Origin of the sequence: Gaoshiqia sediminis (genome assembly GCF_025907915.1) — a bacterium.
Classification (GTDB): Bacteria; Bacteroidota; Bacteroidia; order Bacteroidales; family Prolixibacteraceae; genus Gaoshiqia; species Gaoshiqia sediminis.
In genome coordinates this window covers 25,090-48,313 of the sequence record NZ_JAPAAF010000030.1, presented here as the reverse complement: position 1 = coordinate 48,313, position 23,224 = coordinate 25,090, and the positions used below count along the sequence as shown (strand labels likewise).

The 23,224-nt window shown below is 47.8% G+C and carries 18 protein-coding genes; 8 read left to right on the top strand and 10 right to left on the bottom strand.

The window, feature by feature from the left end:
• Nucleotides 1-241: 241 nt before the first annotated feature.
• The 4 genes from N2K84_RS15770 to N2K84_RS15755 form a co-directional block, all read right to left on the bottom strand.
• Nucleotides 242-1,087 carry a YjjG family noncanonical pyrimidine nucleotidase gene (locus N2K84_RS15770; RefSeq protein WP_282592791.1) on the bottom strand — a complete coding sequence of 282 codons (846 nt, stop codon included), beginning with the start codon at nucleotides 1,085-1,087 and terminating at the stop codon, nucleotides 242-244.
• A gap of 227 nt (nucleotides 1,088-1,314) precedes the next feature.
• Complete coding sequence (gene tnpA, locus N2K84_RS15765; protein WP_282592790.1) at nucleotides 1,315-1,794, bottom strand: IS200/IS605 family transposase; 480 nt, start codon at nucleotides 1,792-1,794, stop codon at nucleotides 1,315-1,317.
• Nucleotides 1,795-2,035: 241 nt separating this feature from the next.
• Complete coding sequence (gene rsmI / locus N2K84_RS15760; protein WP_282592789.1) at nucleotides 2,036-2,743, bottom strand: 16S rRNA (cytidine(1402)-2'-O)-methyltransferase; 708 nt, start codon at nucleotides 2,741-2,743, stop codon at nucleotides 2,036-2,038.
• Between the two features lie 2 nt (nucleotides 2,744-2,745).
• The gene (locus N2K84_RS15755) at nucleotides 2,746-3,567 is read right to left on the bottom strand and encodes a hypothetical protein (RefSeq protein WP_282592788.1); all 822 of its coding nucleotides are present in this window, start codon (nucleotides 3,565-3,567) and stop codon (nucleotides 2,746-2,748) included.
• A gap of 78 nt (nucleotides 3,568-3,645) precedes the next feature.
• On the opposite strand from N2K84_RS15755, the gene N2K84_RS15750 reads away from it, so the two are divergent.
• Nucleotides 3,646-4,221: a thymidine kinase gene (locus N2K84_RS15750; protein ID WP_282592787.1), complete on the top strand. Its 576-nt coding sequence runs from the start codon at nucleotides 3,646-3,648 to the stop codon at nucleotides 4,219-4,221.
• Complete coding sequence (locus N2K84_RS15745; RefSeq protein ID WP_282592786.1) at nucleotides 4,221-6,704, top strand: bifunctional UDP-N-acetylmuramoyl-tripeptide:D-alanyl-D-alanine ligase/alanine racemase; 2,484 nt, start codon at nucleotides 4,221-4,223, stop codon at nucleotides 6,702-6,704. Before N2K84_RS15750 ends, N2K84_RS15745 begins: the two co-directional genes overlap by 1 nt.
• Nucleotides 6,705-7,370: 666 nt before the next feature.
• Here the strand turns inward: N2K84_RS15745 and N2K84_RS15740 are convergent.
• The 3 genes from N2K84_RS15740 to N2K84_RS15730 form a co-directional block, all read right to left on the bottom strand.
• On the bottom strand, nucleotides 7,371-8,072 hold the full coding sequence (locus tag N2K84_RS15740; protein ID WP_282592785.1) for a Crp/Fnr family transcriptional regulator: 702 nt from the start codon (nucleotides 8,070-8,072) through the stop codon (nucleotides 7,371-7,373).
• A gap of 146 nt (nucleotides 8,073-8,218) precedes the next feature.
• Nucleotides 8,219-9,862 (bottom strand): NAD+ synthase, encoded by a 1,644-nt coding sequence (locus N2K84_RS15735; protein ID WP_282592784.1) that lies wholly within the window; start codon nucleotides 9,860-9,862, stop codon nucleotides 8,219-8,221.
• Between the two features lie 71 nt (nucleotides 9,863-9,933).
• A complete protein-coding gene (locus N2K84_RS15730) occupies nucleotides 9,934-10,605 on the bottom strand; it encodes an outer membrane beta-barrel protein (protein WP_282592783.1) in 672 nt (223 codons plus the stop codon).
• Nucleotides 10,606-10,962: 357 nt separating this feature from the next.
• Here N2K84_RS15730 and N2K84_RS15725 point away from each other — a divergent pair, with 357 nt between their 5' ends.
• Both N2K84_RS15725 and gldB read left to right on the top strand, forming a co-directional pair.
• On the top strand, nucleotides 10,963-11,787 hold the full coding sequence (locus tag N2K84_RS15725) for a hypothetical protein (protein WP_282592782.1): 825 nt from the start codon (nucleotides 10,963-10,965) through the stop codon (nucleotides 11,785-11,787).
• Between the two features lie 114 nt (nucleotides 11,788-11,901).
• Nucleotides 11,902-12,912 (top strand): gliding motility lipoprotein GldB, encoded by a 1,011-nt coding sequence (gene gldB, locus N2K84_RS15720; protein WP_282592781.1) that lies wholly within the window; start codon nucleotides 11,902-11,904, stop codon nucleotides 12,910-12,912.
• An 8-nt stretch (nucleotides 12,913-12,920) separates the two neighbouring features.
• Here the strand turns inward: gldB and N2K84_RS15715 are convergent, their stop codons facing one another.
• Entirely contained in the window at nucleotides 12,921-13,613 is a 693-nt protein-coding gene (locus N2K84_RS15715) for a response regulator transcription factor (RefSeq protein WP_282592780.1), read from the bottom strand.
• A 24-nt stretch (nucleotides 13,614-13,637) separates the two neighbouring features.
• Nucleotides 13,638-15,272: a sensor histidine kinase gene (locus N2K84_RS15710; RefSeq protein ID WP_282592779.1), complete on the bottom strand. Its 1,635-nt coding sequence runs from the start codon at nucleotides 15,270-15,272 to the stop codon at nucleotides 13,638-13,640.
• Between the two features lie 146 nt (nucleotides 15,273-15,418).
• Here N2K84_RS15710 and N2K84_RS15705 point away from each other — a divergent pair, with 146 nt between their 5' ends.
• Complete coding sequence (locus tag N2K84_RS15705; RefSeq protein WP_282592778.1) at nucleotides 15,419-16,072, top strand: hypothetical protein; 654 nt, start codon at nucleotides 15,419-15,421, stop codon at nucleotides 16,070-16,072.
• Between the two features lie 128 nt (nucleotides 16,073-16,200).
• Here the strand turns inward: N2K84_RS15705 and N2K84_RS15700 are convergent, their stop codons facing one another.
• Nucleotides 16,201-17,136, bottom strand: coding sequence for a mechanosensitive ion channel family protein (locus N2K84_RS15700; protein WP_282592777.1), 936 nt, complete (start codon nucleotides 17,134-17,136; stop codon nucleotides 16,201-16,203).
• A gap of 321 nt (nucleotides 17,137-17,457) precedes the next feature.
• Here N2K84_RS15700 and N2K84_RS15695 point away from each other — a divergent pair, with 321 nt between their 5' ends.
• The 3 genes from N2K84_RS15695 to N2K84_RS15685 are packed head-to-tail and all read left to right on the top strand — an operon-like array spanning nucleotide 17,458 to nucleotide 23,208.
• A complete protein-coding gene (locus N2K84_RS15695; RefSeq protein WP_282592776.1) occupies nucleotides 17,458-18,351 on the top strand; it encodes an ABC transporter ATP-binding protein in 894 nt (297 codons plus the stop codon).
• 16 nt (nucleotides 18,352-18,367) lie between these two features.
• Entirely contained in the window at nucleotides 18,368-21,709 is a 3,342-nt protein-coding gene (locus N2K84_RS15690) for a golvesin C-terminal-like domain-containing protein (protein ID WP_282592775.1), read from the top strand.
• A complete protein-coding gene (locus tag N2K84_RS15685; protein WP_282592774.1) occupies nucleotides 21,709-23,208 on the top strand; it encodes a TolC family protein in 1,500 nt (499 codons plus the stop codon). Before N2K84_RS15690 ends, N2K84_RS15685 begins: the two co-directional genes overlap by 1 nt.
• The last annotated feature ends 16 nt before the right edge of the window (nucleotides 23,209-23,224 follow it).

Here is a 23,224-nt window from a genome sequence, read left to right as displayed (position 1 = left end):
TCGTCTTGGAATCGTCAATTTCAATTTATTAATTCCAGCGCAATAATGTTAAAAAACCTTAACAATTACAAAAGTAAAAATTAAAACTTATCCCGAAAGAGGTCGAATAAAAAATTGTATGATATGTTTATGACATTTGTCATGTTTGTGGAAGTGCTTTGTTTTTAGTATGTATGTAATAAGCTAGATATTTTTCTTTGACACAGCTAATTGTGAAAGTGACGGGAACTGATTTTAGGATCTAGAAAATATCCAGAAGTTGTGTTAAATTTTCGATAATACCAGTTTTGAAAGAGGGGGTGGTGGGTGGAATGTTGTCTGTATTTTGGCTTAAGTTCGTAAAAACAGGGGGAGTGTCAGTTGAATTTGTGTTTTTTTGGAGATGGATGCTATCCATGCCGAATTGATTTGCCCCTAAAATGTCGGTTTCGAATGAATCGCCAATCATGATGCTTTTGCTCTTTTTGGCATTGCAGTTCATCAGGGCATGTTTGAAAATACGTTTGTCGGGTTTGGGGGCCTGGATCTCTTCCGAAATGAATACCCCTTCAAAGTAGGGGGCCAATCCGCAGGTATTGATTTTTGCGTGTTGCACCTCTTTAAATCCGTTGGTGATGATGTGCAAATGGTACCGTTTCGATTTTAAATAGCTGAGCGTTTCGAGTGCGCCTGTTACCAGTTGTTTTTGGCGGGGCATAATTTTCAGGTACAGGTCGTTCATCTCCACCGGGTCAATGCCTTCGATTTGGAAGTGGGCCAGGGAGTCTTCAAAGCGCTTTTTAATGAGTTCGGGTTTGCGGATTTCCTGTTTTCGGTAGGCTTCCCACAGGCTGGTGTTCACTTGTTCGTAAAAGTGGTAAAAGCTGTCGAAATCGGGCAGCTGACTCTCTATTTTTAGCTGGGATACGGTTTCCTGCATCGCCAGCCGGGCATTGGTGTCAAAATCCCACAGGGTATTGTCGAGATCAAAAAACAGGTGTTCGTATTTCCGGCCTCCCCCCGCCCCTCCAAAGGAGGGGAGCTTCCCCCGATCCCCCTCCCGAAAAGGGGGAACATTGCCGTCACTTAAATGCTTGGGTTTTGACATTTGGGTTTATTTTTTTGAGTATTTCTTAATTTATAAATCTTGGCTGCAAACACTTTTTCATGAGATTCGCCATGAAACCAAACGGATGGCTAACTCGTGAATAGTTCCGTTAGGAACTTGATATGGGTAGGATATACATTTGTATCAATCCTGTTCCGTCCCGGACGGGACGGAAGAAAAGCTGGACATTGCTTTTTCTACCCATATTTGGCGCCTAACGGCGCTTCTTAAACGTCATTCATGTCGTATTCTACTGGTTTAAAGATGTATCGCTCGTCATGCGGTACTTGAAAACGTTCTAAAAATTCAAGATATTCTTCAATGAATGTTTTCTTATGATGATGGATTTCTTGTCTTTTTATGTATTCAATAACAGGGTCAACATGAGATTTACTGTAGGAAAAAGCACCATATCCCTCCTGCCAAGAAAACTGAACTTGCATAAATCTCTTTTCATTGATCCACTTTGAGGAGCTTCCCTTAACATGCTGCATCAAATCAGATAATGATTGGGTAGGTCTCATGCCAAAGAATACATGGATATGATCAGGCATACCATTTATCGCCAGGATTTTATGCCCATAATTTTGAATGATTCCGGTTATGTACTGATACAATTCATCCTTCCAGGATTTTTTAATCAGACAAGAACGATCTTGAACTGAAAATACTGCTTGAATATGAATTTGCGTGTACGTGTTAGCCATTTCTTATTCTTTTCATTGGTGTCCGGTTAATTTATTCTAAAAATGCTGTAGCCCGCGTTTTTATTGCGTCCGGCAGTTGCCGGACTTGGGGAATAAGGGATTACTTTTTTTCTACCCATATAACGTCCCTAAAGGGACTGTCCGGCAACTACCGGACAACATATTGGAAGAAACATGTTAGTAATTACAACAGAGTCCCGTAGGGACTTTATATCCTGTTTACCGGGCACCAATGTTTTTTTTAGCTGAACTCTTTTCCCCCTCCTTGAGAGGCTTTAGGGGGCGGCTTCCCTTCCACCACGATCACAATTTCGCCCTTAATGGTTTTTGCCTTAAAGTGTTCCAGAACTTCTGAGATCGTGCCTCTGGCATTTTCTTCGTGCAACTTGGACAGCTCGCGGGAGACAGAAATCTGGCGATCGCCGAAATATTCCAGCAGTTGCTCCAGCGTTTTAATCAGCCGGTAGGGCGATTCGTAGAAAATCAGCGTACGTTCTTCACCGGCCAGTGCTTGCAGCTTTTTTTGACGTCCTTTTTTTACCGGCAGAAATCCTTCGAAACAGAACCGGTCTGACGGCAGTCCTGAGTTCACCAGCGCCGGGATCAGGGCTGTTGCCCCGGGGAGGCATTCCACGTCGATTCCGTTTTCGAGGCAGTTTTTCACCAGCAGAAAGCCCGGGTCGCTGATACCCGGTGTGCCGGCGTCGGAAATGAGCGCAATGTTTTCGCCGGATTCGATGCGCCGGGCAATGTTCCCGGCCGTTTGGTGCTCGTTAAATTTATGGTGCGAACTCAGTTTGTTTTGTATCCCAAAGTGGTTCAGTAATTTGGACGAGGTGCGGGTGTCTTCGGCCAAAATCAGGTCCACTTCTTTCAGAATCTTTACGGCGCGGAAGGTCATGTCGTCCAAATTACCGATCGGCGTCGGTACCAGGTATAGCTTTGCCATGATTAATTCGAAAATCTGCGTTTGACCAATTGGGCGAATTTGATGCTCATCTCATTCTTTTTCCACCTGAAATTGTTGCTCAGGTAGCTGACCGCTTCGGTCATGTCGTTCATCCGGTCGATTTGCGTGACGGTGGCATGAAACAAATTGGGATCGTTATTGAAAAGTTCGCGGATAAACTGGAACCGGTCGTTCAGGCCGATGGCTGATTCGAGTCGCGCAATCGGGGTGCTGGCCAGTTGTTGGTCCAGTTTGTGGGCCCCCGAGAGCAGTTCGTTGAGCGACTTTCCCTGGTTGAAAAACTCACCCACAATCTTTCTGTGGTTTTCGATCACATCTTCCTCCTCCTCCGCATCGGGTTGCCGTTCTTCCTCGTTAATTTTAACGGCAGGTGTTGCTGGCGTTGCAGCAGCTTTTTCTGTTTCGTGCGGTGCCGGCCCCGGGATATCACGGGCTGGCGGGGCAACGGCCTCTTTCGGCTGAATAGTTTCCTGAATGGTTTCCGGTTCGGAGAGCTTAGCAGCACGCCTATCCGCCAGGATTGGTGGTGCCGGTTCTGCTGGCCGGTCATCTCTTTTATCCTGTCCGTTGATTGGTTCCGGGGCAGGCGCCGGTATCGGGCGTTCGGCCGGAAGTACCTGCTCGCGGGGCTGGCTGTTCATCTCCTTCAGAAATTCATAGGCCTGTAAAATAAGCCGCGATTTGCTCAGGGCAAATTCAATTTCAATGCCGGTAAGCTGGTTTTTATCCGTCAGTTCCTGTGTGATTTCGTTCAATTCTTCCAGATCTTTAGCGATAATCCGAAGTAGTTTGTTTTTATCCATAATACTATTCCCAACAATTTAACCCAACAATTTCGTTACTTTTGTAAAAGTACTAAAATCTTAATTGAATAACGTGAAATGTTTCTGGAAAGGGATGTCAGTCACCGGAAATCCGGCGGTAGTATTGAGGTAATTGCCGGTTCCATGTTCTCGGGGAAAACCGAGGAGTTGATCCGCCGGTTGCGCCGCGCCCGGTTTGCCCGGCAGAAGGTGGAGATTTTCAAGCCGGCGATTGACACGCGTTATTCGCACGAGGCGGTGGTGTCGCACGACGAGAATTCAATTCCTAGTACCCCTGTTGACAATTCAGCCACCATTTTGTTGTTGTCGGGCGGGGTAGAAGTGGTTGGTATTGATGAGGCCCAGTTTTTCGACAAAGGTTTGGTGGACGTATGTACCCGGCTGGCCGACCAGGGCGTCCGGGTCATCATCGCCGGACTGGACATGGATTTTAAGGGAAAGCCTTTTGGTCCGATGCCCGAACTGATGGCCATTGCCGATTATGTATCCAAAGTACACGCCATTTGTGTCCGGTGCGGGAATGTGGCCCAATTTTCCCATCGCCTGTCGGCCAATGAAAAGCAGGTGTTGCTGGGCGAGAGAAATGAATATGAACCCTTGTGCCGGGTATGTTTCAATAAATTACGTTCGTAATGCCAATTATTCAGCTGAACCGGTTAGCCGCCATCATTAACGGTAAATTTCTGTGCGGACAAGACGTTGCGGCACATGTGCCCGTCAAAACCATCTCCATCGATAGCCGCACCCTGGCCGATGTTTCTTCCTGTTTGTTTTTCGCCATCAAAGGGGTTCGCCACGATGGGCATGATTATCTGGAGGAATTGTACCGGAAGGGGGTCCGCAATTTTGTGGTTTCAACCGAAGATACTCCCTTGGTTCGCTATTCCGATGCCTGCGTTGTTTTTGTTCCCGACACCCTGGAGGCGCTGCGACAGCTGGCTGCAACCGTGCGACACGGTTTTCATTACCCGGTGCTGGCCATTACCGGCAGCAACGGAAAAACCATCGTAAAAGAGTGGTTGTTTGAATTGCTTCAGGATGAGCTGAAAATAATACGCAGTCCTAAAAGCTTTAACTCGCAGGTGGGGGTTCCGCTTTCGGTTTGGAACATGACCGAAAATTTTGACCTGGCCATTTTTGAAGCCGGTATTTCGCAGCCCGGCGAAATGGAGAAGCTGGCCAGGATCATCCTCCCAACGGTGGGGCTGATCACCAATATTGGCGACGCGCATCAGGAGAATTTTCAAAGCCAGGCCGAAAAGGCTGATGAAAAGTTGCAGCTGTTCGAATCGTGTGAGCTGATTATTTACTGCAAAGACCAGGAATTGGTGCATCAGCGTATTCATTCGAAATTTGGGAACGAAGTAAGTTTGTTTTCGTGGTCGTTCACCGATAACAGTGCGGACTTACTTATTCGCGCCGAAAAAGAGGCGACAGCCACAACCCTGTATTTTAAGGTCAACGGTGAAGGGACCTCGGTCGAAATTCCGTTTGGCGATGCGGCCTCCATCGAAAATGCCTGTCACTGCCTGGCTTTTGTGTTGGCCACCAACCGTTTGACGGAACAGGTGAAAAGGCGGTTCTCAAGCTTGCAAGCCGTGGCCATGCGCCTGGAGTTGAAGCAGGGCGTCAATAACTGTTCCCTGATTAACGACTATTATAATTCCGACATCAACTCACTCGAAATTGCCCTGCAGTTTTTGAACCGGCAGGCCAGCTTTGGGAAACAACCGCAATCACTCATTCTTTCCGACATTCGCCAATCCGGTTTTACATCGGGCGAACTGGCTCGTGTGGTGGCCCGGCTGGTGAAGCTGTACCGGGTAAACCGGCTGATTGGCATCGGTGAGGAACTGTGGAAACATCAGGCATTGTTTGCTGCTGATGCTGTTTTCTTCCGAAGTACGGACGAATTTCTGGCACATTTCCGGCCGTCAGATTTCAAAAACGAACAGATTTTGCTGAAGGGCGCCCGTGAATTCCGCTTTGAACGCATTGCTGCCTTTTTGCAGAAAAAATACCATCAAACGCAGATGGAAATCAACCTGAACGCCCTGGTTGAAAACCTGAACCGGTATAAAGCTTTGTTGAAGCCGGAAACGAAGGTGATGGTAATGGTGAAAGCCTTTTCGTATGGCAGCGGAACGGTGGAGATTGCGCGCGCGCTCGAATTTCAGCAGGTGGATTACCTGGCCGTGGCCGTGGCCGACGAAGGTATTGAGCTGCGGCAGGCGGGTATAGAAACCCCGATTATTGTGATGAACCCGGAGGAGCACAGTTTTGAAATGATGCTGGAGTACCGTCTGGAGCCCAATATTTATTCCACCGAAGTGTTTCAGCAGTTCGATGCGGCTGCCCGGCGTTTAGCCGTTTCGGATTATCCCATTCACCTGAAAATTGAAACCGGCATGCACCGGCTGGGTTTTTCATCGGCTGATGAATTGGCGGTGATTGCCCGGCGCGTTCCGGAAGAGGGCCGCCTGCGCATCCGGTCGGTGTTTTCGCACCTGGCTGCCAGCGACGATTCCATGCACGATGCCTTTACCCGGCAGCAGTATCAGCGGTTTAAAGAGCTGAGTGATGTTGTGGTCCGGACTCAGCCCAATCCGGTGATCCGCCATTTGCTGAATTCTGCGGGCATCGAACGTTTTGCCGATCTTCAACTGGAGATGGTGCGCCTGGGGATTGGTCTGTATGGTGTGGCCCAGTCGGCAGCTTTGCAGGTTGAAACCGTTGCGCGCTGGACAACGGTTGTGTCGCAGGTGAAGGACGTTGTGCCTGGCGAAACCGTTGGATACAGCCGGAAAGGGAGAGTGGAACAGCCCAAAAAAGTGGCCATCATCCCGGTAGGCTATGCCGATGGCTACGACCGGCGCTTAAGTAACGGTGCCGGTAAGGTCTGGGTGAACGGGCACATTTGTCCGGTCATCGGCAACATTTGCATGGATATGACCATGATTGATGTAACAGGTTTGGCTGTTCATGCGGGCGACACGGTGGAACTGATGGGCGGACAGATCCGGCTGGAAGAACTGGCCCGTTGGATGGGTACCATCCCCTACGAAGTGCTCACCGGAATTTCACAACGTGTGCACCGGATTTATATTCAGGAGTAATTCCGTTAAATATGTCCATTAAATGTGTAGGTTTTCCGGGGTCAATTGAAATTCTTATGGGGAAATTCATTATGTGATATTAAGCAAGAACCTTATTCTTTGTAACTAACCTTAGTAGCCCATGTGGCAATGTGCATCCAACCTTATTCACCTTATTTTTTAGTGTATCCTGATAATATTTTAGGAATTGTTCATGCTCCTCGGAGAAGCTCAACTTTTTATGATGTTCTGGTTGATTTAAAATGTCTTGACATGCCTGGTGTTCAAGTCATTATATTCAATCTTCACCAGATAAGGTAAATAAGGTTAATATGCACTTGTTTATTACTGGACTACTAAGGTTTAAAAGATAAAAAAAATAAGGTTTTATTTCACTGGTGTCCGGTTAAATCTTTCCGATATTTCTGTAGCTCTTGTTTTAATTCCATCCCCAAGGGGACTTCAAGAATTTGGGCTTACTTTCTTTTTCTACCCATATTAAGTCCCTTACGGGACTGTACCTCAACCAGAGCTACTTTTTACCTCGAACACTATTTTGTCCTGCATGCCCAATTATCCCGATAGGGACCATATGTGGGTAGGGAAATATGTTGCCAATATGTATCTAAGTCCCAGAGGGACGAGATATATTTTACCGGATATTAATGGTATTATTTCTTGTGTGATCTATCCTAATTTACTGATTCGTTCGAGTTTGTGCAGGTCGAGGATTTTGATTTTCCGGCCATCGATGGCGATCACTTTTTCACCGGCAAAGGTTGAAAGTGTGCGGATAGCATTCGAGGTGGTCATGTTCGACAAGTTGGCAATATCTTCGCGCGAAAGGTAAGCTTTCAACGATACCCCGTCGTTTTCGAATCCGTATTTTTCTTTCAGCAACAACAAAGACTCAGCCAGTCGTCCGCGAATGTGTTTTTGGGTGAGGGTAACTGTCCGTGAGTTGGAGAAGCCAAGCTCTTGGGCCAGTTTGCGCAGGATCCGGGCGCTAAAATCAGGATTGCGGAGCAGTCTTCCAAAAAAATGGTCAGGGCTTACCATGCAAACCAGCGAATCTTCCAGGGTAACGGCTGATGCATTATGGATTTCCTCCGCCAATAGGGCCCGGTAGCTGACATAGCCCATGGGTTTGGTCATGCGGATGATTTGTTCGCGTCCGCCAACGCCTTCTTTGAAAATTTTCACTTTCCCGTCGATCAGGAAAATGAAAGCTGAAGGTTTGTCTCCTTCCTTATAAATGAATTCGTTTTTTCTGAAAACAGTGATCGAGGCGTGTGAAAGAAGTTCTTCCTTTTCTTCGGGGTTCAGCAAGCTGAAAACAGATTTAGGATTTTCAAAAATCTCTTTGATCCCCAGTTCTTGACTCAGCATAGGGTTTAGTTTACATGTTTTACAGCATCAAAGTTAATTAAATCCACGAAATAAGAAATTTTTTCCGGCTTTATTTTCAGCTGTTCTCCCGACTAATCAAAGGAAATCGATTGCACAAGCCCCGGTTGTCCAAAGTAGCTTTTTGTTTAGAAATACCTTGCGACGAGGGGCATTTTTCTTCCAAAACCAAAAGCTTTTGAGCTGACCCGTAAAATCGGGGGGGCCTGGAAGCGTTTATATTCGTTTTGGTTGACCATGCGTACTGTTTTTAGTACCGTCTCCCGTTCAAAACCTTGTTTGATGATTTCTTCCGGCGACTGGTTCAGCTCGATATATTTGAAAAGGATGGCATCCAGGATTTCGTAGTCGGGCAGGGTGTCGGTGTCTTTCTGGTCGGGGCGAAGTTCGGCTGATGGCGGTTTGATGATGCTGTTCTCGGGTATCAGTTCCTCATTCCGGTTGATGTACCGGGCCAGTTTGAAGACATCCGTCTTGTAAACATCACCCAGCACCGAAAGCCCGCCGTTCATGTCGCCATAGAGTGTCCCGTAGCCAATCGCACATTCGCTTTTGTTGGTGGTGTTCAGCAAAATATTTCCAAACTTGTTCGAAACAGCCATCACCAAAATGCCGCGCGCGCGGGCCTGAATGTTTTCTTCGGCCACACCGGGAGGTAGATTTTCAAAGATGGGGCTTAGCTGGTTTTCAAACTCGTTCACCATATTTTGGATGCTGATGATGTCGTAGCGGATGTCCAGGTTTTCGGCCAGCTGAACGGCATCGGCAACGCTGTGGTCGGACGAATAGCGGGAAGGCATCAAAATGCCGCGGACATGCTCGTTGCCCAGCGCCTCGACGGCCAGCGCGCAAACCACGGCTGAGTCAATCCCGCCCGACAGGCCCAGCACCACATCCGTAAAACGCATCTTTTGGAAATAGTCGCGAATGCCCAAAACCAGCGCCTGGTGGATCTTGGCGATATAATCTTTTTGCTCCTGCTTCTTTTCAACCGGCCTTTCGGTGTCCACCACCACAAAGTCTTCTTTGAAGTAGTCCAACTCAACCGGGATGCTGCCGTCTTCTTTTACAAAGCAGGAGCCGCCATCGAAAATCAATTCGGTCTGCGCACCGGTTTGGTTTACATAGACAATGGGGAGCCGGTATTTCACCGCGTTTTTGACCAGTATATTTTTGCGCCAGTTTTCCTGGTTGTACGAAAAAGGCGAGGCCGACAGGTTAATGACCAAATCGGGCTGCTGTTTGCTGAGTTCTTCCAGTGGCGAAGTTTGGTACAGCTTGTCCTTGCCAAATTCGTTTTGGGTGGGTTGCTCGTCCCACAGGTCTTCGCAAATGGTGACAGCCAGCTTTTTGCCGTTAAATTCGATGACGTTGAACTCCTGGTTGGGCTCAAAATGCCGGTATTCGTCAAAAATGTCGTAAGTGGGCAACAGCGATTTGTTGCGGATGGCCTCTACCTTGCCGTTGTTCAGAAACAAAGCCGAGTTGTAGAGTTTTTTGCCCCGGCTTCCCGTGTTGATGCTGGGGGCGCCCACCAGCGCGGCAATACCCTGGCAGGCTTGGGCGATTTTCTCCACGGTTTGGCTGGCCTTTTCGATAAACTCTTTACGTTCCAGCAAATCGTGGGGATAATAGCCGGTAACCGACAGCTCGGAAAAAACAACCAGTTCGGCGCCTTCGTTCTTCGCCTGGTTGATGGCCGTAATTATTTTTTCGGCATTGTCTTCAAAATTGGCAATATGGTAATTTAATTGGGCCAGCGCGATCTTCATAAAACGGTTGTTTTTGGATTTGATTTCGGCTAACAAAAATAAACGAAATCGAAGAAAAACAGGGCTTATTTTTAAAATAGCAGCCCTACCTTCAAATTGAGCGAGTTCACGGTCGTTTTTTCATCGAAGGCATTGTCGGTGGTCACGTCCAGGAAGCCGTTTTTGTAAATCAAGCCAATAACCATTGCATTGCCGCTGCCCAGGTCGAATTCGCCCCCCGCGCCAATGTTCATGGCCAGGTTGAACAAGTTCACTTCTTTGTTGATGTCGTTTTTGTCGAGTACGCCATCGCTATCTCCTTTTGCCCCAATGTTGATGAAGCTGGAAATACCAAACTGTCCCCAGTAGGTCCATCGTTGAAAGTGGCTGGTTTTTAATTTGACGGCCATCGGTATTTCGAGGTATTGCAGGCGGTATCGGATGCTGCTGCCCGGTTTGATGGATTCACCTGCAAAAGTAAAGTTGGTGGGTGAATAGAAGTCGAGTTCGCCCCCGGTGTTCGAAATTAAAAGCCCGGTTGTGAGGGCGTACCGTTCGCTGGTATCGAAAAACAGGTCGGCGTTCAGGCCGAAGTCAAAACCCGCCGTAGCTTTCCCCCGCGAGATGACATTCAGCCCCGAGCTCATCCAGTTCAGCGAGGGATGGGCCGAAAAAGAAAGGCGAATGGATTCGGGCCAACTTTTTTGGGCCGATGTCATGAGAAAGAGTACTAAAAAACCGGTAAGGAGTGTAAATTTTTTCATGCGCTAAGAATTTTCTGTTTGTTGAACGCTCTTAAAAGCTGGTTTTGTATGTGCAAATCTCGAATAATAATTTTGAATTACCAATCCTCCCGGTGTTGGTTAACGGTATCGTTAAGTTAAAAGTAAAACGTCAAAAGGCAAAAATAGAACCTGCAAATAATTAAGTGCGCAGAAATAAGGCTGATGTCGGAGGATACCGCTGACTGGTCCCCAAAGGCTGTTGATCCGGATAGCCAGTGATGACTTCTGCTCCTTCAAAAAAAATTAATCAGACAAATAAAGACAAAAAGGTATTAAAATGAATTAATTTTGTCGTAACTTGTATTTCATTGAAATTTAACAATTTAAATTGCGATTATGAAAAAACAGAGTTACACAGGAAAGAAGACAAGGCTGGTTGCTTTGATGCTGGCTTTGGTTTTCGGAGCGATCCCCATCTGGGGTTTTGCTCAGCAGAATCCGAACATGTTTGCGGTGGTTGACTACATGAAAGTAAAGCAAGGTGAGGAAGGAAAATACCTTGATTTGGAGAAAAACTTCTGGAAACCCATCCATCAGGAGCGAATTGCCAATGGCGAGATTTTTGGTTGGTTGTTGTTTGGTGTGCGCTATACCGGTACAGCCGACGAATACAATTATGTAACGGTGACACTTTTCAACGATCCGGCCAAACTGGAAAGGACCTTTCAGATTGATCCGGCAAAAGTACATCCCGGAAAGGACCTGGATAAAGCCTTTCATGAAACTTTGCACTGCCGTGACCTGGTCAGGAGCATCCTGATCCACCGGGTAGATGCAGCTTTCCCTGAAGACGGCCCCGGGAGTAACCAGTATTTGCAGGTAAACTATATGAAGGTGAAGCCAGGCGTTGAAGGTCAGTATGTGGAAACGGAACAGCAGGTTTGGAAACCGGTGCACCAGGAATTTATTAAAGCAGGAACACGTTCCGGCTGGTGCTTGTGGCAGGCAGCCTTCCCCGGAGGTGCAAATTTACCCTATCAGTTTTTGACAATTGATTATTTACCTGACTTTTCAAAAATTGGAATGGCGGATTATACGGATGCTTTTTTGAAGGCGCACCCGGGAAAGGATGTAAGTTTGCTGACACAGAATACAAGCCAATCCCGAACATTAGTCCGGTCGGAGTTATGGGAAAAAATGGATGCCATTTTTAAGGAATAAATCCAAACATCACGATGGAATTAATCTTCAAGAATAATTCAGGCCCCGAAATTCGGTTTTCGGGGCCTTTTCCATTATTTTTGAAAAATCATTGTGCGAAAAATACCTCTTGTTATGAATCGTGTTATTTGGGCTTTCGTGCTTGCCACCTTGTTGTTTTCGTGCCATCAGGACCCGCTGAAAGTGGATGTGTCGGACATCGATGTTCATTTGCAGCTGAAAAGTCTTGATGATGCCTTGTTTGGGGCAAGGGACAGGCTGCCGGAAGAATTGTCGTCCATCGAAGCTGAATTTGCGAATTTATTACCCTTGTTCACTTACCAGATGATCCGTATCGGCGGTCCGGAAAACCCCGACTATACAGCGCATCTGCAATCGTTTCTGGATGATAGCCTCCTGCTGGAACTGAAGGAAAAGGTTGATCAAACCTTCCATAAAGAAAGGCTGGAGCGTGAACTGACGGATGCATTTCGCCACTACCGGTACTATTTCCCCGAACGGCTGATACCGGAAGTTTACACCTGTGTGAGCGGTTTCAACCAGTCGCTGGTACTTACCGACAGCCTGATCGGTATCAGTTTGGATAAGTATATTGGCACTGATTGTGAGTATTATACGCAACTGGGGCTCCCCCGGTATAAAATACGAAACATGCATCCTGAAAAAGTGGTGCCCGATGTGATGTATGCCTGGGGATTGAGCGAATGGCCGTTTGAGGAAATCGCCCCGCATTTGATTGACCGGATGATTTATGAGGGCAAGTTGCTGTATTTTGTGGATGCCATGCTGCCAGATGTGGCGGATACGCTGAAGATTGGCTTCACCAATAAGCAGCTGGAATTTTGCCGGGCCCGCGAAGATGCCATGTGGACGTACCTGGCCGAGAATAAACTGTTGTTTTCAACCGAACGGATGGACGTCAAAAGGTACATCGACGATGCACCGTACACGTCCAGCTTTACGGCCGATTCACCCGGAAGGACAGGCGCCTGGCTGGGGTGGCAGATTGTGCGGTCGTACATGAAGAAAAATCCGGAAACAACCTTGAAAGAGCTGATGGCAGAAACCCATTATCAGGGCATCCTCAATCGATCGGGATATCAGCCCGGCCGCTCCGGGAAATGACAGTGGACTTATTCGTTGATTTGCAGGATGAAGCCGCTGCTGTGGATGTTCCTGATTTCTACCGTAGTATCTTCTGATAAAAATTTTCTCAACTTGGTGATGTAAACATCCATGCTGCGGGCCGTGAAATATCCGTCGTCGCCCCAGATTTTTTTCAGCGCTACTTCGCGGGGCAATAAGTCATTCCGGTATTCGCAAAGTAGTTTCAACAGCTCGGCTTCTTTGGGCGACAATTTTTGTTCGGCTCCCTGTCGCACAATGCTTCTTCGCTGCACCTGGAAACGGTAACTCCCCAGTTGATATTCTTCCGGTTTCTTCTGGTAGGTTGTGCCTCTGCGATTCAGGATGGCCCGTATTTTACAAAGCAGGACCTCGCTGTCGAAAGGTTTGGTTACGTAATCGTCGGCGCCTGCCTGGTATCCTTTCAGAACGTCTTCTTTCAGGGCTTTTGCCGTCAGAAAAACAAAGGGGACCTGTTTGTCGATTTTACGGATTTCGGCGCCCAGGGTAAAACCATCCACATGGGGCAACATCACATCCAGCAGGCACAGGTTGAATTTCCCGTTGCGAAAACGCTCCAGGGCACGTTTCCCGTCGTCCACCCAGGTTACGGCAAAGTCATTCAGTTCGAGGTACGATTTAAGCACTGCACCAAAACTCAGGTCGTCTTCCACCAAAAAAATATGTTGACTTTCGCTCATGTCGCAGAAAAAATTAAAGGTTCGCTAATCCCGGGTTTCCCGGTGAAACGGTAAAAACACATCAAAGCGGCTGCCCTTTCCGGGTTCGCTGTGTACCGAGATGCTTCCCCGGTTGGCTTCTACCACGGCCCGCACGTAACTCAGTCCCAATCCGAATCCTTTCACATTGTGGATGTTGCCGGTGGTTTGCCGGTAAAACCGTTCAAATATTTTTGCCTGCACCGATTTGCTCAGCCCGATTCCCTGGTCAATCACCGAAATGATAACTCCCCGCTCTGTATTTTTCGTTTCAATTCGGATGCGGGGCTGGTCGGGCGAGTATTTGTTGGCATTGTCCAGCAAATTGTAAACGATGTTGGCGCAGTGGGTTTTGTCGGTGGTGATGGTCGGGTTCGTGGCATTCAGGGCAGTGGTAATTTCACCTTTGCGCTTTTCCACTTGCAGGATAATGCTTTGTACAACCTCATGGATCAACTCGTGTATTTGTACCGGTGCCCAGTTGAACTCGAAATCCTTTTTGTCGAGCCGGGCAATGGTCAGGATATCTTCCACCTGCCGGTTCATGCGGGTATTTTCTTTTTTGATCATACCAACGTAGAAGCCAACTTTTTCGGGCTGGCCGATCACCTTTTCGTTCAGGATTGAGTCGGCAGCTACCGAAATGGTGGCGATCGGCGTTTTAAATTCGTGGGTCATGTTGTTGATGAAGTCCGATTTCATTTCGGAGATTTTTTTCTGTTTCAGCATGAACCATACACTCAGCGTAAAAGTAAGCAGGATGATGAGCGAAAAGACCAGCGATGCCAGCAGTAGCCACGATACCGACCGGTAAATGAAACGGCTTTGCCCGGGAAAATGAATGACCAGGTAACTGTTGCGGGCAAAAATGGCATGGGGGAACAGGCGGGTTTTGTGGGGACTGGTGGCCAGCGCCAGGCTATCGGCTTGAGCGGTTGTTTCGCGGAGGGTATCGTTTTCAGCAATGGCCAGGTCAAATTCAATCGGGATGTTTCGGTCGGCCAGGATTGTCTTTACCAGCACATGCATCTCTTCAATCGGCACATCGGTGTGGTTGAAGGTGGTTATTTCGGTCATCACCTGGTTGGTGAATTGCCGCAGCTTTTCGGTTTTCAGATGAACGCGTTGCCGGATCTCCGGTTTCAGGATGTCGAGCGAATCAGTCAGCAGTTGCAACGAATCCAGCCTGGATAAGCTGGCATCCATAAATGCGCGGGTGTCGGTCAGCAGGGTGTCTTTTTCGGAGATGATGATGCGTTCAGTCTGCATTTTTTTCCCGTTTCCCAGGTTGAAGGTGAACACATGTACTTGTTTGCTGGTGTCGGTTTTTACCTCGAATCGGGTGTTGGCCGGATTGTTGCGGTCGCGGATAATTTTCACCGGACGGGGCGGGGGAGGAGGAGCGATGTTTTTTCCCTTCCAAATCAGGCTGTCGGGGCCGGGAAACCGGCTGATGAATTCGAGGTCCTGCCGGTCCTCCAGCTTCTGGGCTGCCAAGGCCAACGCTTCGTACACACTGCGGTTGAACAATTCATTTTTTACCCGGATGGCATTGTTAATCCAAACCACCTGGATGACAATGATGCCGATAATCGACAATCCCATCAGGGCCATAATGACTGTAAACGCGCGTTTGTTCATGCATCAAAAGTACGGAATTCGCCGGCAGGCTGTTTTGATTTTAACTTTTCCTTAACGGTTTTTAAGCAGGTGTTAACTCATTTTCAGTACACTCCGGGCATACCTTTGTTTCGTAATTTGAAATGAAACACAAAAAACGGACAGATATGAAGACACTTGTTAAAACGGGTTTTTATACCCTGGTTATGATGTTGGTTCTGGTGGTATCGGGTTTTGCCCAAATCCCCGGCGACCAATCCAAACCTGAAAAGAAGAAGCACCTGAGAATGGTGAAGATTGAAAACGGCGTGAAAACCGAGTTGGATACGACGATTGTTGGCGATGGCGATTTTACCTGGTTCGAGGGTGATTTTCCGCATAATCTTGACTCCGTTATTCATTCTAAAATGAAACGGTTTGAGTTTGACTTGCAGGACGATGAAAGCGGAAAATCCCGGAAGTTCGTGTTTGTTTCGCCCGGAGGCGAGGATGAATGGATGATGCATGAATTCGATTTTCCGGAGGTTGATTCGCTGCGCCGGATGATCCATCTGCACCACAAAAAAGCCTTGGGCGACAAGGATGTGATGATCTTTAAAGGGAAAGCGCCCATACCCCCTCATCCGCCGCTGCCACCTATGCCGCGGGTAAAAGTAATGCACGGTGGAAACGTGATTGATTTGGATGCACCCGAAATCATTTCATACAAGAAAAAAGACCTGAGCGGTGATCGGGAGAAAATCGAAATCATCCGGAAGAAACGTCCAGAAAAGGAGATGCGGATGGAAGAAGAGATTATCATGGAAAGCCCGGAAGAATGATTCCGGTGCCCTGTGAAAACAAGGAAACATTCCCTTTTGCAGAAACAGAAACAAACAAGCGACAAAGCCGGCTGGTCATTCACCGGCTTTGTTTTTGCTCAGGGCATCCGTTGTGCACCGTTTACGAATTAGTTGTTCTCCCTCGTGTTTTCTGCCTTGTTCAGGGTCATTTGCAGGGGCTTCATTTCTTCGCCCCAGTAAATGGTGTGGTGAGGGAACGGAATTTCAATGCCATGCTTGTCAAAGGCTTCTTTCAAGCGTTTGCGATATTCGCGGCCCACGTTCCACTGTTCAATGGGGCGGGTTTTGATGCGGCCTTTGATGACCAGGGCGCTGTCGCCAAAACTGTCGAGCCCGAAAATTTCCATCGGCTCCAGGATTTTTGGCCCAAAGGTTTCATCATTCCGTAATTCTTCCGATACTTCACGCATGACGTCCATCACCCGGTTCAGATCTTCCTTGTAGGCTACGCCAATGTCGAACACCATGGCCGACCAGCCTTTGGTCATGTTCGACACCGTGTTGATTTTCCCGTTCTGAAACACATGCACCGTTCCCGACTGATCGCGCAGGGTGATGGTGCGCAGTTCAATTTTCTCGACCAGTCCGCCGGTGCCGTTAATGATGGCCACGTCGCCCGTACGGATTTGGTTTTCGAGCAAGATGAAGAAGCCCGAAATAAAGTCGCGCACCAACTCCTGTGCACCAAAACCCACGGCCAGCCCGACGATTCCAGCCCCGGCCAGGATGGGAGCAATATCGATGTTTATTTTTTTCAGAAAGATCATGATAAAGACAGCCCAGATCAGAATCGCTACACCTTTTCGGACGATCCCCATTAGGGTGTTTAGCCGCTTTTCAGCCTCCAGATCCGGTTCGTCCTGGTTGTAAACCGTCCGGCTGATCAGAATATTTTTCAACTTACGGATTAAAAACGAACTGGTGCGCAACAATACGATTAACAGTAAGATAAGGATAATGATGGAGGGCAATTCGCTAATGGCCCAATCCGTGAATCCAATTGCCAATTTCCCCCAAAAATCAGTTGATAATATTTTCTCCATAGCATTTAATTTTTATAATTGATTTGATCTGAATATGCCTCTTTTATTGACTTCATTAAAATAGTAAACAGAATGAAACAGCCAAGTGTTTGCTCTTTTTTTGTTTGTTCTGCGATTTGCCCGTTGTTCCCACGCTGAATTCACCGGGTATTGTATTTGTACATTCTTGAATTTGGCGCGTTTTAATGAACGCTTGTCTGCACATAACGCTTGTTGGCCGATAAAATTCGTATTCATGACAAATGACGTCTATTTTTAGGGAAGCGTTTTAAACGTTTTTCATAAATAAAAGTCTATCCACTGAACCAGAATCTGACGAACGTGAACATTACCATTGAAGGACTGAGCAAAATTTACCCGAATGGCAACCGGGCCATTAATAATATATCACTTGAAATACAGGACGGGATGTTTGGTTTGCTGGGGCCCAACGGGGCCGGTAAATCTACCTTGATGCGTATTTTAGTAACGCTGATGAAACCCAGCTCCGGGAAGGTGACTATCGATGGGCTCGACCTGGTGAAGAACCGCAAAGAAATTCGAAAGATACTGGGCTACCTGCCACAGGACTTCCGTTTCTTCTCTAAACTGACCACGCACGAATTTTTGGACTATGCTGCCCGGTTGGCCGGGATGAAAGATAGCAAAACGAGGGCTTCGGCCGTTGATCGGATGCTGGAAGAAGTGGGCCTTTTCGAGGCCCGCGACCGGCAGGCCAACCGCCTTTCGGGAGGGATGAAACGCCGATTGGGCATTGCACAGGCACTGATCAACAACCCACGGCTCATCATTGTGGACGAACCTACCACCGGCCTCGATCCCGAGGAGCGTATCCGGTTCCGCAACCTGCTGTCAACCATTTCTACCAAAGATGTGATCATTATCTTGTCCACCCACATAGTTGGCGACATTTCGAGTACCTGCAAAAGCATGGCGCTGCTCAACCGCGGCGAACTGGCCTACAGCGGCTCGCCCGATGAGCTGGTAGAACAGGCTGGCGATAAGGTGTGGCTCATTAAGGCTACCGAAGCGGAATACCTGGAGATTAATGAAAAATATCCGGTCATTTCGACCGTGCCCACCCAGGAAGGGTGGGAAATACAGGTGGTGGCCGACTCGATTAATGGCTATTCCGGAAACCACATCGATGCCAACCTGGAACATGCTTATGTGTATTTTATGGAGAATCAATTAAATCAGTGGACAGCTATCTAACCTAAATTTCTGCATCATGATTTCCCTTCACAATATTCGTTCTATTGCCCTGTACGAAACCAAAACCCTGCTGCGCAGCTGGTTTTTTCGCATTTTCGCCATCATCGCGATGGTGTTCCTGGCCTTTTTTAATTTTGGTGTACTTATCGAATCCAATGGTGGGGCAGGGCAATGGGAACTGAAAGGTTTGCCTTCGCTTATTCCATATATCAACCTGTTGTTTTTAAACGTGGTGCAGGCCATTATTGCCATCTTTCTGGCCTCCGACTTTTTGAAGCGGGATAAGAAATTGGATACCACCGAGGTTATTTACATGCGCCCAATGACCAACGGCGAGTACGTGATTGGTAAAACGTTGGGTAACCTGGTCGTTTTTTTCGTCCTTAACCTGATCATTCTGTCCATTGCCATTATCTTCAACCTAATCACCAAAAACGTTACCGTAAACTGGATGGCATACGTTTATTATTTTGGGCTGATCAGTGTGCCCACGCTGGTTTTCATCATGGGATTGTCATTCCTCATTATGTCGCTGATTCGTAACCAGGCCGTTACATTTGTGGTTTTACTGGGTTATGTGGCCATCTCACTGTTTTACCTTCAGGACAGGTTTTACTACTTGTTCGATTATATGGCCTTTAATATTCCACTCACCTTTTCCGATTTTGTGGGTTTTGGCAATCTCGAAACAGTACTGATCCACCGCGGCATGTATTTCTTTTTGGGCCTGGCATTTATTTTCTATACCATTATTTTATTGCGCAGGTTGCCCCATTCTGAAGGGATGCGCTACTTTGCGCTGGTGTTTGGAAGCGTTTGCCTGGTTTTTGGTATTTACCTGGGCAGCCGCCATGTGGGGGCATTTTTGAGTGAGCAACGTTTGCGGCGGGAGCTGATCGGCCTGAGCGATCAGTACCTGGACGTGAAACAGGTACAGGTGAAAGATTACGACATAAAAGTGGATCACCAGGGACAACAGCTTGTTTGTGATGTCACGCTGGACGTAACGAATGAAAATTCATCACCACTTGAAAAAGTTATTTTCAGCCTGAATCCCGGACTGAAAGTTACCCGCATACAGGTGAACGGCCAGGATCATGATTTTGAACGAAAACTGAACGTGGTAGAGCTTACCGGCCTGAAGCTTGACGCCGGGCAACAAGCCAGCATCTTTTTTTCATATGAAGGAAAAATAATTGAGTCGGCCTGCTACCTGGATATTGATGATGAAACCCGTATTGCCACCTACCGCAATTTTTTATATCAAATCGACAAGCGATACGCGTTTGTTACGCCTGATTATATCCTGTTGACCCGGGAAAATAACTGGTACCCGGTTCCCGGGGCTGGCATGGGTGCCAAGAACAGTCAATGGCTGTCGCGCCAATTCAGCAATTACAAGTTGGAGGTAAACACCAAGCCCGGGCTGACGGCCATTTCGCAGGGGACCGTGCAGCAGGATGAAAACCGTTTTGTGTTTACCTCGTCGCACCCGCAAACGCAGGTGTCGCTCACCATTGGCGATTACGAACGCAAACAGGCGGATATCGATGGGCTGGAATTTAATGTTTACGTGCGTAAAGGGCACGATTATTTTTCAGCTTTCTTCGAAGAAATAAAAGACACCATACCTTCGGTAGTTGCCGAAGCGTTGCAGGACTTTGAGCGAAGCGTGGACATGTATTACCCCTTTGAGCGGTTTTCGCTGGTGGAAGTGCCGATTCAGTATTATTCGTACGACCGGGTGCTGAGTGGCGCCCGCGAGCAGATGCAGCCCGAGATGGTGTTGTTTGCCGAAAAGGGTTTGCTGGTGGGCGATGCCGATTTTTACGGACGCATGGAAGGTCGTCGCCGTTTTGGGCCCGATGCCAGCCAGGAGATGACACCGCAGGAGAAAAAGATACAGGTACTGAAAAATTTCCTTTCTTCCTTCACTCAGGAACAGGGACGGCCTGATTTTCAGCGTTCGCAGGGACAGGTGCAAATTGAGGAAAAACCAAATCCGTATTACATCTTTCCCTTATTTTATAACTATGCCTATTATATCCGCTCCGACCAGTGGCCGGTTACCGACCGTGTGTTTGAAAGTTACAAAAAGCAAGGCACCGACAGTCCTCGGATGGGTTGGATGCGCGACATGCAAGGCATGTCGGAAAATGAACAGGGCAACCTGGCCTTGCTAAGCCAAAGTTTTGAGGAAATACTGAAAGACCCGAAACAGCTGCAAATTGTTGACAATGTTATTCAATTGAAAGGAAAGGCGCTCTTCTCCATCATCAAACGGAAAGCAGGCGATGCCGAGTTTGAGGATTTCCTGTTCAACTATCTCAACGAAATAAAATTTAAAACCGCCTCTATTGAAGATTTTAACAACGCCGTGTACGACCGTTTCGGAATCGATCTGATCCCATACATGGAGAGTTGGTTTAGCAGCAAACAGTTACCTGCTTTCCTGATAGACAATATTAACGCGGTGAATGTGTTGGATGGCGATCAGTTGAAGACGATGGTTAAATTTAAGGTGAGCAATACCGAAGGTGTGGAAGGTATCATCTCGGTTGATTTCAGGCTGGGCGCAGCCGGTGGCCGGTTTGGCGGCATGGGCGGCTCGGCCGAAACCATCAGCAAGCTGATTCACCTGGAAGGCAACCAAACCAAGGAAGTCAGCTTCCTGTTGAGCGGTAGCCCGCGCGGGGCCAGCATCAATACGCTTACCTCACGGAATATCCCTTCGGAAATCAGGCTTCCGCTGGAAAATCTGGAAGAGGATAAGAAGGCAGTTCCCTATGAAGGCGAAACCGTTGTGGACATACCGGTGCGCATTGCCGAAGAGAATGAAATAATCGTCGATAATGAAGATCCGGGCTTCGTGGTTACCACCAACGATGAAGGGAGCCTGCTGCGTAAGTTGCTGATTACCGAAGAGGAAACCACCAGTAGATATGCCGGTTTTTCGGGCTGGCGGCCTCCGCGCAACTGGACCTTAACGGCCAATTCGGCCTTTTACGGGGCCTACATCCGTTCGGCGCATTATATTAGCTCGGGCGAAGGTGACCAAAAGGCGCAATGGAACATTCCCCTCAGCGAAAGAGGTTTCTACGATGTGTATGCCTATGTGTACAAGGATACCCGCCGGGGCGGGCGGCGTGGCGGAGATTCCAATGCGGGAGAATATCACTACATTATCCATCACGACGACGGCGACGAAGATGCCACCGTTGACCTGAAAACCGCCGAAGAGGGCTGGAACCACCTGGGCGCCTTCTACTTTTCGTCAGATACGGCCTTGGTGGAAATGACCAACCAGTCGCAGGCCCGCATGGTGGTGGCTGATGCTATTAAATTGATCAAACAATAATGACTAGATATCTTATGAATACCGTAATTACCAAAATCAAACTACTGATCGTGTTTTGCTTGTTGCCGGGAAGCCTGTTGCTGGCCCAGCAGCTGCTCGATCTGGAGCAGGCGCTGAACATTGCTATGCAAAATAGTCCCGACATTCGCCGCTCACTGCTTAACCTGGAGCGCTCGCAGGAATCACTCAACGCGCAAAATGCCGCGCTGAAGTCGCAGTTTTCGCTCAGCCTCGCCCCGGTCGATTTTAGCCGTACCCGTTCTTTTGACGACTTCAATTCAACCTGGTACACCAACGAAAGCTGGGGTTCGTCCGGAACCTTTACCGTGTCGCAACCCATTTTATTGACCGACGGTACCATCTCGCTGGTGAACCGCTTTGGCTGGCAACGAAGTACCAACGATAACACCAACCGGGAAGACAAAGCTTTCACCAACAACTTGTATGTAAACCTGGCGCAACCCTTGTTTACTTACAACCGCTTGAAACAACAATTGAAGGAATTGCAGCTCGATTTGGAAAACTCGAACCTGAGCTATGCCATGCAGCAACTTAACCTGGAAAAACAGGTCACCCAGTTTTTTTACAATGTGTATATGGCGCAAATGAGCCTGAACATTACCCAGGAGGAATTTAAGAACACCGAAAAGAGTTACGAAATCACCAAAAATAAGGTAGAGGCCGGACTGGCAGCCAAAGAGGAACTTTATCAGGCTGAACTGAACTATGCGTCGGCTCGTTCCAACGTGGAAAATAAAAAGGTGTCGCTCGAGAATTACAAAGACCAATTCAAGCAATACATCGGGATGGACATTTTTGAAGAAATTGCCGTGATGGCGGATGTGGAAGCCCGTCAGGTGGACGTGGATTTGACGAAAGCCATTGATTACGGTTTGGGTTCACGTATGGAAATCCGTCAGCGCGAGATCAATATTGAAAATTCCCAGTTCGATCTGATACAGACGAAGTCGCTGAACGAATTCAGAGGCGAAATGAACCTGTCGATCGGGGTGATTGGCCAGGACAGGGAGTTGGGCAACATTTACGACAACCCCACCAACAACCCGCGGGTTTCGGTCGCTTTCAACGTTCCGCTGTGGGACTGGGGCGAAAAGAAATCACGCATAAAGGCGCAAGAGGCTGTCATTAAAACACAGGAGCTGAACCTGGATGAAGAGAAGAAACAGATTGTGATTGATATCCGCCAGGTTTACCGCAGTTTGCAGAACCTGCTCAACCAAATCGACATTGCGAAGCAAAACGAAAAGAACGCCCAGCTGACCTATGAAATTAACCTGGAACGCTATGCCAATGGGGATCTTACCAGTATGGATTTGAACCTGTTCCAAACCCAGCTGTCGGAAAAGAAAATGGCGTATGCCCAGGCTCTGATCGATTATAAAGTGGAGCTGCTCAACCTGAAAATACAAACCTTGTACGACTTTGAATCAGGCGTTGGCATTGTGCCGGAAGAACTAATCAAAAAAAGTAAAAAATAAATTCAACCATGATAAA

Excerpts from the sequence above, each read along its gene's own strand:
- rsmI (WP_282592789.1), bottom strand. The coding sequence starts at position 2,743 with ATGGCAAAGCTATACCTGGTACCGACGCCGATCGGTAATTTGGACGAC.
- N2K84_RS15685 (WP_282592774.1), top strand. The coding sequence starts at position 21,709 with ATGACTAGATATCTTATGAATACCGTAATTACCAAAATCAAACTACTG.
- N2K84_RS15745 (WP_282592786.1), top strand. The coding sequence starts at position 4,221 with ATGCCAATTATTCAGCTGAACCGGTTAGCCGCCATCATTAACGGTAAA.
- gldB (WP_282592781.1), top strand. The coding sequence starts at position 11,902 with ATGAATCGTGTTATTTGGGCTTTCGTGCTTGCCACCTTGTTGTTTTCG.
- N2K84_RS15705 (WP_282592778.1), top strand. The coding sequence starts at position 15,419 with ATGAAGACACTTGTTAAAACGGGTTTTTATACCCTGGTTATGATGTTG.
- N2K84_RS15715 (WP_282592780.1), bottom strand. The coding sequence starts at position 13,613 with ATGAGCGAAAGTCAACATATTTTTTTGGTGGAAGACGACCTGAGTTTT.
- N2K84_RS15700 (WP_282592777.1), bottom strand. The coding sequence starts at position 17,136 with ATGGAGAAAATATTATCAACTGATTTTTGGGGGAAATTGGCAATTGGA.
- N2K84_RS15740 (WP_282592785.1), bottom strand. The coding sequence starts at position 8,072 with ATGCTGAGTCAAGAACTGGGGATCAAAGAGATTTTTGAAAATCCTAAA.
- N2K84_RS15730 (WP_282592783.1), bottom strand. The coding sequence starts at position 10,605 with ATGAAAAAATTTACACTCCTTACCGGTTTTTTAGTACTCTTTCTCATG.
- N2K84_RS15690 (WP_282592775.1), top strand. The coding sequence starts at position 18,368 with ATGATTTCCCTTCACAATATTCGTTCTATTGCCCTGTACGAAACCAAA.
- N2K84_RS15725 (WP_282592782.1), top strand. The coding sequence starts at position 10,963 with ATGAAAAAACAGAGTTACACAGGAAAGAAGACAAGGCTGGTTGCTTTG.
- N2K84_RS15750 (WP_282592787.1), top strand. The coding sequence starts at position 3,646 with ATGTTTCTGGAAAGGGATGTCAGTCACCGGAAATCCGGCGGTAGTATT.
- N2K84_RS15755 (WP_282592788.1), bottom strand. The coding sequence starts at position 3,567 with ATGGATAAAAACAAACTACTTCGGATTATCGCTAAAGATCTGGAAGAA.
- N2K84_RS15735 (WP_282592784.1), bottom strand. The coding sequence starts at position 9,862 with ATGAAGATCGCGCTGGCCCAATTAAATTACCATATTGCCAATTTTGAA.
- tnpA (WP_282592790.1), bottom strand. The coding sequence starts at position 1,794 with ATGGCTAACACGTACACGCAAATTCATATTCAAGCAGTATTTTCAGTT.
- N2K84_RS15710 (WP_282592779.1), bottom strand. The coding sequence starts at position 15,272 with ATGAACAAACGCGCGTTTACAGTCATTATGGCCCTGATGGGATTGTCG.
- N2K84_RS15770 (WP_282592791.1), bottom strand. The coding sequence starts at position 1,087 with ATGTCAAAACCCAAGCATTTAAGTGACGGCAATGTTCCCCCTTTTCGG.